11 protein-coding genes are annotated in these 11,425 nt (G+C 73.1%); 3 read left to right on the forward strand and 8 right to left on the reverse strand.

Going from position 1 to position 11,425, the window contains the following annotated elements; genetic code table 11:
* Positions 1-150 precede the first annotated feature (150 nt).
* From AB0L56_RS18835 to AB0L56_RS18855, 5 genes are all read right to left on the reverse strand, one after another.
* Positions 151-1,854 (reverse strand): trypsin-like peptidase domain-containing protein, encoded by a 1,704-nt coding sequence (locus tag AB0L56_RS18835; protein ID WP_365424619.1) that lies wholly within the window; start codon positions 1,852-1,854, stop codon positions 151-153.
* Positions 1,851-2,192: a CU044_2847 family protein gene (locus tag AB0L56_RS18840; RefSeq protein WP_365424621.1), complete on the reverse strand. Its 342-nt coding sequence runs from the start codon at positions 2,190-2,192 to the stop codon at positions 1,851-1,853. The genes AB0L56_RS18835 and AB0L56_RS18840 overlap by 4 nt, the downstream gene beginning before the upstream one ends.
* A 72-nt stretch (positions 2,193-2,264) precedes the next feature.
* Positions 2,265-3,626: a carboxyl transferase domain-containing protein gene (locus AB0L56_RS18845; protein ID WP_365424623.1), complete on the reverse strand. Its 1,362-nt coding sequence runs from the start codon at positions 3,624-3,626 to the stop codon at positions 2,265-2,267.
* Complete coding sequence (locus AB0L56_RS18850; protein WP_365424625.1) at positions 3,619-5,070, reverse strand: acyl-CoA synthetase; 1,452 nt, start codon at positions 5,068-5,070, stop codon at positions 3,619-3,621. Before AB0L56_RS18850 ends, AB0L56_RS18845 begins: the two co-directional genes overlap by 8 nt.
* 68 nt (positions 5,071-5,138) lie before the next feature.
* Positions 5,139-6,500, reverse strand: coding sequence for an SLC13 family permease (locus AB0L56_RS18855; RefSeq protein ID WP_365424627.1), 1,362 nt, complete (start codon positions 6,498-6,500; stop codon positions 5,139-5,141).
* Between the two features lie 176 nt (positions 6,501-6,676).
* On the opposite strand from AB0L56_RS18855, the gene AB0L56_RS18860 reads away from it, so the two are divergent.
* Positions 6,677-7,387 carry a FadR/GntR family transcriptional regulator gene (locus tag AB0L56_RS18860; protein ID WP_365424629.1) on the forward strand — a complete coding sequence of 237 codons (711 nt, stop codon included), beginning with the start codon at positions 6,677-6,679 and terminating at the stop codon, positions 7,385-7,387.
* Between the two features lie 170 nt (positions 7,388-7,557).
* On the opposite strand, the gene AB0L56_RS18865 is transcribed toward AB0L56_RS18860, so the two are convergent.
* Positions 7,558-8,631: a MerR family transcriptional regulator gene (locus AB0L56_RS18865; RefSeq protein ID WP_365424631.1), complete on the reverse strand. Its 1,074-nt coding sequence runs from the start codon at positions 8,629-8,631 to the stop codon at positions 7,558-7,560.
* A gap of 126 nt (positions 8,632-8,757) precedes the next feature.
* Entirely contained in the window at positions 8,758-9,369 is a 612-nt protein-coding gene (locus AB0L56_RS18870) for a hypothetical protein (protein ID WP_365424633.1), read from the reverse strand.
* A gap of 168 nt (positions 9,370-9,537) precedes the next feature.
* Here AB0L56_RS18870 and AB0L56_RS18875 point away from each other — a divergent pair, with 168 nt between their 5' ends.
* Complete coding sequence (locus AB0L56_RS18875) at positions 9,538-9,978, forward strand: NUDIX domain-containing protein (protein WP_365424635.1); 441 nt, start codon at positions 9,538-9,540, stop codon at positions 9,976-9,978.
* Between the two features lie 34 nt (positions 9,979-10,012).
* Here the strand turns inward: AB0L56_RS18875 and AB0L56_RS18880 are convergent, their stop codons facing one another.
* Positions 10,013-11,221 carry an RNA-guided endonuclease TnpB family protein gene (locus AB0L56_RS18880; RefSeq protein WP_365424637.1) on the reverse strand — a complete coding sequence of 403 codons (1,209 nt, stop codon included), beginning with the start codon at positions 11,219-11,221 and terminating at the stop codon, positions 10,013-10,015.
* A 73-nt stretch (positions 11,222-11,294) separates the two neighbouring features.
* Between AB0L56_RS18880 and AB0L56_RS18885 the strand changes: the two genes are divergently transcribed.
* Positions 11,295-11,425, forward strand: a 131-nt coding sequence (locus AB0L56_RS18885; RefSeq protein WP_365424657.1) for a transposase, incomplete at its 3' end; no start/stop codon positions are given.

Raw genomic sequence — 11,425 nt, forward strand, 5'->3', positions numbered from 1 at the left:
CGGGTCAGTCGACGGTGGTCTCGCGACGGGCGGTCAGGCGACGGTGGTCTGGCGACGGGTGGGCAGTCGGCGGGCGGTCAGTCGGCGGTGGTCTGGCGGCGGGTGGTCTGGCGGCGGGTGGTCTGGCGACGGGGGGTCAGGCGACGGGGGTCAGGCGACGGGCGAGTGCAGCGGCGCGGGGGTCTCGGGGAAGCAGCGCGGGTCGTCCCACAGCAGCTGCACGTCCCCCGCCCAGTGCCCGTCCGCCTCGTCGTGGGCGTCCGCGGCCAGCCGCAGGGACAGCAGGTGGTGCGGCAGGTCGGCGGGCGGCACACCGGCGACGGAGGCGGTGAGCGCGTCGAGAAAGGCACCGCGCCCGCAGGGGCCCTCGTGGTCCGGCTCCGGACAGCCCGCGCGGGGCCACAGCAGCATGGGGACGGGGACGGTCAGGCCGACCTCGAAGTGCTCGCGTGCGGCGTCGGGGGGTGAGGCGAAGCCGACCAGGTCCGTGCCGTCGTCCCACAGCCGCTTGCGCAGCGTGGACGGCCGCTCCCGTATGCCGCAGTCGATGCGGTGCACGGCCGCCGGACCGCCGTCCAGCTTCTGCCACTTCTTGTGCAGCTGATGGCGCATCCGTCCGCTGCGGTGGCGGGCACGGTCCGCCACCACGAGCGGATAGGCGCAGCCGAGCGGAGTGGGGTCGTCCGCACCGCACTCCCAGCGCGCCACCGGCCAGTTCAGCCAGCCGCGCGGCAGGACGAAGGCGAGCAACTCGTCTGCTCCCGCCGCGAGTTGGGTGACGGCCTGGTCGATGTGCTCCTGGACATAGGCCCGTATGCCGGACCGCGGCAGCCGACGGGCCCCCACCGGGCGGCGCCGCCCGTCGCGGTACGCGGACACCTCGACGGTGACCTGGTCGGGGCCGGCGCCGCTGTGGTCGATCTCCACGACGATGGGCGACCAGGCCGGTGCGCGTCCCGGTGGCCGTCGCGGGGTCGTCCCCGGCTTCCCCGCCTCCCCGCACCCGCTCTCCGCACCGTCCAGTAGTTCCCGCAGCCGGACGAGGAACTGGGGCACCGCCTCCGGCACCTCCAGCTGCAGATAGACCGCCAGGGACGTCAGGGAGCCGAAACCGCCCGCGGGCAGGTCGGGACCGAAGGGGCCGACGGCGTCGACGTACAGCCGGTCGTGATCGCCTGTCCGCCGCCCCTCCCGCTCGGCCCGCCCCACCAGCTCGTACAGCTCTCTGAGCTGGGCCGGGGTGAGGTCCGGTGTCGGCACCAGCTCGCCCAGGCCGTGCCAGTAGCGGGCCATGACCTCGGTGGGCAGCATGCGTCCCACGCGCGCTTCCCGGCCGCCCGCGATCGCCGTGACCATGCCGACCACCGAACCGTCGGGCAGCTGCACCGCCGCGCCGCTGAAGCCTTCGGCCAGCGGCTGTCCCTGTACGGAGACGGCCTCCAACTGCACCCACTCGCCCGCGATCAGTGGACCTCGCGTCGCGTGATAGTGCGCGATGGAGCCCTCGTCGTGGCCACGGGGGAACCCGTACGCGGCCAGCGCGGGTGCCGGGGTCGTCCCCCGCCCCGCGCCGGCCGGGGCGAAGACCGCCGGGGTGATCGGTACGTCCCGCTCCAGCTCCAGTACGGCCACGTCCCCGGGGTCGGTGGCGCCGCCCCGCCAGCCGCCGTGGACGGCCACCCTGGCGGTCAGCTCACCCAGGTCGGCGCGGTGCGGGAAGCCCACCGTCACCGCCGACGTGCCGCTCGCCGCCACGACATGGGCGCAGGTGACCACCTGGCGGGCCGAGACGAGGAAGCCGGAGCCCACGGCGTTCCCGCACTGGATCCGGGTGTGCCAGGCCGCTCTGTTCATCGGAGGTCGGGGGCCTCAGGGTCCGTACCCGGGGCCCAGCTGAGCTTGACGACCAGATGCCCCTCCGCCGCTCCCTTGGCGATCACGGCACCGGCCTCCGCGGTGAGTTTCACCCCGAACTCAAGCTCCACCGCGTCCGGTCGGAGCGAGCCGTCGCGGAACACCCGCAGCGCGGACTCGGCGGCCGCCCGCACCCCCTCCAAGGAGCCCTCGAACGTGCGCGCCGCCTGGGCCGGGGCGCCGCCCCGCGAGACGAGCCGGGCCCCGGACTCGTCCTCGACACCCTCCACCACGACCGCGGCGCCGCTCTCGGTGGTGAACTGCATCAATCCGTCCATCGCGCGACGCGCCCCCGTTGTGTACGACTGCCTGAACACCTCATGTTACGGGGGGTGTTCGCCGAGGGACGGTCAATCGCCCGAGTTCCCCCGCCCGTCCCCGCCGGTGCCCACAACCCCCCGCACCACGCCCAGCTCCACCAGGTCCTGCGGCCGGATACGGAGCTGACCGGCCGTCTCCTCCACCTGCTCCGGCGGCCGCTTGAGGATGGCGGCCGCGAGCTCCGGGGCGATCACCGAGAAGTAACTGTCCGGCGTGGCCCAGGTGTTGCCGGGCGCCGCCAGGGCCAGCGCGCCGCCGGAGCCGCCCTCGCCGATGACCAGCGTGGTGACCGGGGTGCGGGCGGCGGCCACGGCGCCGAACAGATCGGCGATCGCGGCCCCCGCGCCCTGCCGCTCCGCCTCCGCGTCGTTGGCCGCGCCCGGGGTGTCCACCAGCGTCAGCACCGGGATGCCGAGCCGGTCGGCGAGCCGGATCAGCCGGGCGGCCGTGCGGTACCCGGCGGGACGGGTGGCCGTCCCGGTCTGCGCGGCGTAGGCGACCGTACGGCCCCGGTGTTCACCGAAGCCGCAGAGCATGCCGTCGGGGTCCGTGCCGCCGCAGCGGTCACCGCCGATCGTGACCCGGGAGGTGAGGTAGGCGTCCAGGTAGGCGGCGGCGCGGGGGCGCCGGGGGGAGCGGGCGCGGCGGACCGCTTCCCAGCCGGTGGCCGGCAGGTCCGCTTCCCCGAGGGCGGCGGGCGGCGGCGCCGGTGTGCCGGAGGGACCGGTCAGCAGACGCAGCCAGCGGCCCAGGGTCCCCCGCAGGTCCTCCGGCCGGACGACCGCGTCCACCGCTCCCGCCGCCACCTGCGCCTCGGCCGTGTACGCCGCCGGGTCCGCGTCCGCCGGACGCACCCGTGAACCGGCGAACCCGACCTGGGCCCCGGGCAGCGCCAGAACGACGTCGGCGCCCGCGCCCAGGGTGGCCCACCCGCCGCCGGTCGTCGGGTCCCGAAGGACCGCGATCTGCGGCAGCCCGGCCTCCCGGGTGAGCGCCGACGCCCGGGCCACCCGCTGGAGCTGGGTGAGCGCGAGCATGCCCTCCTGCATCCGGCTGCCCCCGGTGGCTATCAGCGGCACCACCGGCAGCCGGTCCGCGCGGGCCCGCGCGTACGCGGCCTCCAGACGGTCGCCGGTGCGTTCGCCCAGGGAGCCGCCGAGGAAGCCGAACTCGAAGGCGACGACGACCGCCCGGGTACCGTCGATGCGCGCGGTACCGCAGATCACGGACTCCTGCTCGCCGGTGCGTTCGGCGGCACGGGCGCGGGCGGTGCCGTAGCCGGGCCAGCCGAGCGGGCCGTCCGGGGGTGACTGCCGGTCCGGGTACGGCAGTTCGGTGAAGTCGTCGGTGAGGGCGGCGACGGCCTCACGGGCGGAGAAACGGTCAGCCACGGGCCAGCGCCCGCTTCATGATCTTGCCCATGTCGTTGCGGGGCAGGGCGTCGAGATGGTGCAGGACGCGCGGGCGCTTGTGCGGGGCGAGGCGCCCCGCCACATGATCGGCCAGCTCGTCCAGCGCGGGCGGGGACTGCGGGTCCGCCGGCACCACCCACGCCACGATCCGCTCGCCCAGATCGGCGTCCGGCTCCCCGGTGACCGCGGCCTCCCGCACGCCCGGATGCTCCAGCAGCGCGTTCTCGATCTCCCCCGCGCCGATCTTGTAGCCGCCGCTCTTGATCAGGTCGGTGGCCTTGCGGCCGACGATGCGGACATAGCCGTCGGGGTCGCGCACCGCCATGTCGCCGGTGCGGAACCAGCCGTCGGCGGTGAACGCGGCGGCCGTGGCGTCCGGCCGGTTGAGGTACTCGGTGAACAGGTTCGGCCCGCGCACCTGGATCTCGCCGACCGTCTCACCGTCGTACGACCTCACCGGCGAGCCGTCCTCCTCCACCAGCCGCAGCTCCACGCCCGGCAGCGGCACGCCCACCGTGCCGGGGCGGGCCTCGCCGTCCGCGCGGACGCTGGTGTTCATCAGCGTCTCCGTCATGCCGTACCGCTCGATCACCCGGCGTCCGGTCGCCGCCCCGATCCGCTCGTGGTCGTGCACGGGCAGCGCGGCGGACCCCGACACCAGCAGCCGCGCCCCGGCCAGCGCCGCGGCCAGTTCCGGCTCGGCGGGCAGCGCCTCCGCGACGCGGTGGTACATCGTCGGCACGCCGAACAGCATGGTCGCGCCGCCGTTCAGCTCCCGCGCCACGCCCTCGGTGGTGAACCGGCCCAGATGACGCACCGAGCCGCCGCGGCGCAGCGGGCCGAGCGTGCCGAGGACCAGGCCGTGCACATGGAACAGCGGCAGCCCGTGCACCAGTACGTCGTCGCCGGTCCACTGCCAGGCGTCGGCGAGGGCGTCCAGGGTCGCGGCGATCGCGCGGCGGGGGATGACGGCGCCTTTGGGCGGGCCGGTGGTGCCGGAGGTGTAGACGATCAGGGCGGGGTCCTCCGGGTCCCGCGCGCGGTCGTCGGGGAGGGAGGAACCCGGGGCCGCCGGCTCCACATCGAGGCGGGGCAGGGCGGCCAGGGGGGCGGGGAGCCGCGTGCCGGGCGTGGTCAGCACCAGGTCGGGGGCGCTGTCGGAAAGGATGTGACCGAGCTCCTTCGCCCCCGACTTCGGGTTGAGCGGCACGACGGCCGGCCCGGCGAGCAGCGCCGCGGTGACCGCGACGGCGGTCTCCATCGTGGGCGTGGCCCATACGGCGACCCGGCGCGCCTCCTTCAGGCCCCCGGCCACCGCGCCCGCCGCTGCGGCGAGTTCCCCGTAGGTGAGCGAGCGCTCGCCGAAGCGCAGGGCGGGCCGGTCGGCCGGTCCGTCGGTCAGGGCCGGGAAGAGAGAGGACACGCGTCGTACTCCTTCTTTAAAAACTGGCTGTGGTTCGAAGGCTGTCAGGTGCTCGTGCCGTCTGCGACCTACCCCCAGCCGGGCACGACCATGGCCAGCCACACGATCGCCGGGACCGCCGCGACGACGATTCCGCCGTACGCCATCAGCTGCCGGAAGAAGCGGTCGCGGTCGACGTCCGGAGCGGCGGCCAGGACCAGTGCGCCGTTCGTGGAGAACGGGCTCACGTCCACGACCGTCGCCGACACCGCGAGCGCCGCCACCATGCCGATGGCCCCGATCTCGCCCTGGGCGAGGAACGGCACGGCCAGCGGGATGAGCGCGCCCATGATCCCGACGGAGGAGGCGAACGCCGACACGATCGCGCCGATGTAGCAGAGCAGCACCGCGGCGAGCAGCGGGACGCCGATGCCGCCGACGCCCTCACCGGCCCAGGTGATGGTGCCCATCTCGTCCAGGACGCCGACGTAGGTGAGCACACCGCAGATCAGCAGGACCGTGGGCCAGGCGATCTGGCCGACCGCCTTGCGGCTGTCGTCGGGCCAGGCGGTGCTCAGTACGACGGCGAGGGTGATCGCGGTGAGTCCGGCGTCCAGGTCGAAGCCGAGGACGGCGACGACGAGGGCGACCAGGGAGACGAGGGTGGCGATGACGGGAGCGGTGAGCGCGACGGCCGTGGGGCCGTCGGGGAGAGTGGTCACCGGCGCGGGGGCCGGGGCGGTGCGGGTCGCGGTGCCGGTGCCCGGGCCCGCGGCACCGGAGCCGCCACCGGTTGTTTCGGTCGCCGTCGGGGTTCCCGTCCCGTTGTCGGCCACGGCCCCCTGCCGCCACAGCTTCAGTCCGCCGCAGACGACGAACACCACCGCGGCGATGACGAGGTTGGCCAGCAACGAGGCGAGGAACAGCGTGATCTCGCTGCCGGGGAGCTTCTCGCGCTCGACGATGCCGTTGACGATGGTGCCGTAGATGCTGATCGGGGAGAAGCCGCCGGCCTGGGCGCCGTGCACCACCATCGCACCCATCAGCAGCGGGCTGATCCGGTACCGGGCGGCGAAGCTCAGCGCGATCGGCGCGACGATCGCGACCGCCGCCGGGCTGACCGCGCCGATCGCGGTGAGCGCGCCGGTGAGGGCGAACATCACCCAGGGGATCAGCGCCACCCGCCCGCGCACCAGCCGGACGGCCGCGTACACCAGCCAGTCGGTGGTGCCGTTGGCACGGGCGATGGCGAACAGATAGGTGACGCCGACCAGGACGACGAACAGATCGCCCGGGAAACCGGCGAAGACGCCGTCCGCGTCGAGATCGGCGACGAGCGTGCCGACGCCGAACGCGGCGGCGAAGGCCAGTGCGCCCATGTTGACGGAGCGGGTGGTGGCGATGACGAACACCACCGCCAGAACGAGAACGGAGATGAGTTCGGGGGACATGCGGGCTCCCGAGTGGCTGAATGGATGAACCACTTGTCGCCGGAGTGATGTGGTCCGGTTGGCTGGAAAGAGTGGGGTGCGCGGGGAGTGCCGTCAAGGGGTCGCGCAGTAATTGGTTCATCCACTCGACCACTTCCGAGGGGCCGGTGCTAGTCTCCCGACGAGAGGGGGACCCCGTGACCGACGCCCTGCGCCCCATGACGAAACAGCGCCTCTACGAACAGGTGCTGGACCGATTGCGCCAGTACGTCACCGAGGGCGGCCTGCGGGCCGGCGACCGTCTGCCGCCCGAACGGGACCTGGCCCAGCGGCTCGGGGTCAGCCGGGCCTCGGTGAAGCAGGCGATCGTGGTCCTGGAGGTCCAGGGTCTGGTCGAGGCCAGGCACGGCGGCGGCACCTACCTCGTACGGGACAGCCTCGACGTCGAGCCGGTCGACCGGATGGTGGAACGCCGCCGGCGCCTCCCGGACGTACTGGAGGCCCGGGAGGCGCTGGAGACGAAACTCGCCGAACTGGCCGCCGAGCGCCGCACGGACGACGACCTCGCCGCGATGCGGGCGGCGCTCGCGCATATGGCGGAGGAGATCGAGGCGGGCGGCGGCGGGGTGGAGGGCGACCGGCGGTTCCACGCGGCGGTGACGGCGGCGGCGCACAGCGGACTGCTGGCGGAGTTCATGCGGTCGATCGCCGAGCAGATTGCCGAGAGCCGCAACGAGTCGTTGCGTCAGCCGGGGCGGCCGCATCGGTCGCTGGCGCAGCATCAGGCGATTCTCGATGCGATCGCCGAGGGGTTGCCGCGGCAGGCCGCCGCGGCTATGCGGCGGCATGTGCGGACGGTGGCGAAGGTGCGGCTGCTGGACTGGGACCCCGGGGAGGAGGAGCGGTAGCTCCTGGTGGTCCGGGGGGTGTCTGCGCAGCCCGGCGCATGCGGGGTGCCGTCGCGCCCACCCTCCCCCACTCTCGGCTTCGCTCGAGCGGGGGGACCCCCATCGCCCTGGGGGTACCTCCCAGGCCCTTAAGGCACTGGGGGAGGCACGACTGCCCGCGGGAGCGGCGGTCAGGTTGTCGTTGTGACGACGTCTGCTACTACGCAGGCGATGTTGTCGGGGCCGCCGGAGCTGTTTGCTGCGGTGATCAGAGCGTGGACCGCCTCGTCCGGGGTCGGAGTGGTCGTCAGGAGGTCGCTGATCGTGTCGTCGGGGACGGCGGTCGGGAGGCCGTCGGAGCAGAGGAGGTAGCGGTCGCCCGGCCGGGCGTCGTGGAGACGGAGGTCGGGGGAGGACGTGGTGGCCTCCGTACCCGTGAGGGCCTTCAGCAGGAGGGTGCGCTGGGGGTGGGAGACCGCCTCCTCCGGGGTCAGCCGGCCCTCGTCCAGCATCGACTGGACCACCGTGTGGTCATGGGTGATGCGGAACAGGTCCCCGTCGCGCAGCAGATACGCACGCGAGTCGCCGATGTGGACCAGGGCCAGCCGGGAGCCGGTCCACAGCAGGGCGGTCAGCGTGGTGCCCGCCTCCGCCGAGCCGTCCGCCGCGTCCCGGACCGCCTGCGCGGCTCCCCGCACCGCGTCCTCCAGGAGGTTCAGCACGCCGCTCGCCGGTATCTCCCGCGTGTCGAGGAACCGCAGCGCCTCCACCGCCGCGCTGCTCGCCGGCGCCCCCGCCGGACCGAAGCCGTCGGCCACGGCGAGCAGCCGGCCGCCCGCGTACGCCGTGTCCTGGTTGGCGGGCCGGACCCGGCCCCGGTCGGAGTGGGCGCAGTAGCGCAGCTCCAGCGTGTTCATGGTGGTGTCCCTTCTCGACTCTTCCGTCAGGTGATCGACCAGGAACGCGGCGAGGTCCCGCCGCACCGCCGTCTCCGCCTCCACCCGGGCCCAGTACGCCCGGATCTCCACGGCGGCGGCACCGTCGTCCAGCGAGCGGACCCGACGGATCTCGGCCAGCGGCATGCCCAGGCGGCGCAGCCACGCCACCAGACGGGCCTGCTCCAGCTGCTCCGCCGCGTAGTAGCGGTAGCCCGTGTCCGGGTCCACCCGGGCGGGACGCAGCAGATCCAGCTCGTCGTACAGCCGCAACGCCTTCGGCGACAGCCGGCACGCCTTCGCAAACGCACCGATCGTCAGCATGTCCATCTCCGTCCTTCCGCGTTGTCGGCGTTCTCGCGCTTTCCGCGTTCCGCCACCGATGCTGGGGCTTCCCCGAAGGTGAAGGTCAAGCGCGGGTCACGCGCGCGTCGACCTCGTGGACGGACGACATCCTCAAGGCCGCCGGCCGCTGACCGCCGTACGCTGCAGCAGCCCCCAGGTGAACTCGGCGACGACCTCGTGCCGCGCACCCGTCGCGTCCGGGGCCGTGAAGGCGAGCCCCCACCGGGTCGGTGCCGTGCCCTCCAGGGGGCGGGCCGGGGCGAAGGCCCGTGCCGCCTCGTCCACCGTGCACGACCAGGGCGTAAGGTCCTCCACCGTGCGCAGCGCCGGCGCCGGGGCGCCCGGCGCGCGGACCAGCCACTCGTTCCACACGGCACCGCCCGCCGCCGGGCTCAGCACCTCGAAGCGCAGGTCCGGCCAGAGCGGCAGCCGCCACTGCCACGCTTCGCAGTCAAGGTCGCCGACCCGGCGCGGGGTCCGGGATTCCGGCTCGCCCAGCACGGAGCGGTACCGCGAAAGGGCCGGGCGGGAGCGCGGCGAGCGGACCATCGCCTGCCAGCGCCTGTTGGCCTCGCGCATGTCCGCGAGGGAGGCGCCCAGTTCCCGCCGGGCGTCCTCCACCGGCCCGGGATTGTGGTCGGCCATGCGGCGCAGCAGCACGAGCTGGAAGTCGCGTGGGGTGAAGGGGCTAGTGGGGCGTCGTCCGGTGGGCACGGGACCCATCGTCGCGCACCGGCGGCACTCCGGGGCGGCGGCCGTCCGGCAGGGAAGTGCTCGGCATCGAGACACCGAGATCACCCCACCGGATGTTGCGCGGCGAATCGCCGACGCGATCCTCGCGCTCCCGCTACCGTCAAAGGCTTCAGCCACCTCCCCGACCACTCAGGAAACATGAGCGGACAGCCGGCACAGCCCACCATCGACACTCACGTCCTTCTCCGTGACGGCGAGAAGATCCTTCTCTCGCAGAGAGGAGGACCGTACGGCTACGGCCGGTGGCACCTGCCGTCCGGCAAGCTCGACCGGGGCGAGACCCTGACCGCCGGGGCAGCCCGCGAACTGTTCGAGGAAACCGGCGTCAGAGTTGACCCCGAGCACCTTCGACTCCTTCACGTCGTGCACCACCAGGAGAACGGCGCCGAGCGGATCGGCTTCTTCTTCGCGGCCACCGAGTGGGAGGGCACCCCCAGCAATAGGGAGCCGGACAAGTGCCTCGCGCTCCAGTGGTTCGCCGACCATGACCTCCCCGAGGACATCATCGAGTACCCGGGCGCGGGCCTGCGCGGTTGCCTGGACCATCCCGGCACCCTGACCCTGCACGGCTGGCATTGACATCCTCGCCGCCCTGAAGGACGGCGATTCCCGCCTACCGCGCCGTCGAAGACTGCGGTGTCGAGTGGGTTCCTGCTTCGCCGCGCGGTGCCGGGACGAGTCCCGGTCTTACCTGCGCTCCACAGGCTGACACGGCCAGTCCGGCCGCCTTGGCGATGTTGACCGCCGCGTTGATGTCCCGGTCCAGGACGGCCCCGCAGGCCCCGCAGGTCCACACGCGGACGTGCAGGGGCTTGGGGCCGTCCTTGACGCCGCACTGCGAGCACACCTGAGACGTGGGCTCGAAGCGGCCGATCCGGATGAAGGTGCGCCCGTACCGGGCGGCCTTGTACTCCAGCATGGTCACGAACGCCGACCATCCGGCGTCGTGCACGGACTTGGCCAGGCGCGTGCGGGCGAGTCCCTTCACCGCCAGGTCCTCCACGGCGACCGCTTGGTTCTCGCGGATCAGCCGGGTGGAGAGCTGGTGGTGGAACTCGCGGCGCGCGTCCGCGACCCGGGCGTGTGCCCGTGCGACGCGGACCCTGGCCTTGTCCCTCTTCTTGCTGCCCTTCTCCTTGCGGGAGAGGGCGCGCTGCGCCTTCTTCAGGCGCTTCTCGGCCCGGCGCAGGAAGCGCGGGCTGTCGATCTTCGTCCCGTCCGAGAGGACCGCAAAGTGCCCCAGCCCGAGGTCGATGCCCACCTCGGGCGTCGTCTGCGGCAGCAGTTCCTCGGGGCCGGTCTCGACGACGAAGCTCGCGAAGTACCGGCCCGCACTGTCCTTGACCACGGTCACCGTGGACGGCGTCGAGGGCAGGCTGCGGGACCACTTGACCTTCAGGTCACCGATCTTCGGCAGACGCAGCTTCCCGCCCGGCGTGATCGACCAGCGGGCATTCGCCGTGAACCGCACCGCCTGCCGGGTGTCCCGCTTCGACTTGTACCGGGGCGCGCCCATACGCGGGCGCTTGCCCTTCAGGCCGTGGAAGAAGTTCCGGTACGCGGTGTCCAGGTCGCGCAGCGACTGCTGGAGGACGACCGCCGACACCTCGCCGAGCCAGGCCCGCTCCGGGGTGTTCTTCGCCTCGGTGATGAGCGCCTTCGACAGGTCCCCGGTCTGCGGGAACGGCAGCCCCTCGCTGCGGGCGGTCTCCCGAGCGCGGAGCGCGTCGTTGTAGACCACCCGCGCACACCCGAACGCCCTTGCCAACGCGCTGCGCTGACCGGCGCTCGGGTACAAGCGGAAGCTGTACCGAAGCTGCACGCCGATCATGATACGCAGTTGGTTTATGGGTATCGATGAGAACGTTCGTACAGGCCGCCACTGCGTCTTCCGGATGCATGTCCACTTGGTTTTCGTGACGAAATACCGACACAAAGTCTTCGCCGACCGGCACCTGACGCGGTGCGAGGAGATCATGCGGGCCGTGTGCGAGGACTTCGAGGCAGAGCTGGTCGAGTTCAACGG

Source organism: Streptomyces sp. NPDC052079 (assembly GCF_040680275.1).
Taxonomy (GTDB): domain Bacteria; phylum Actinomycetota; class Actinomycetes; order Streptomycetales; family Streptomycetaceae; genus Streptomyces.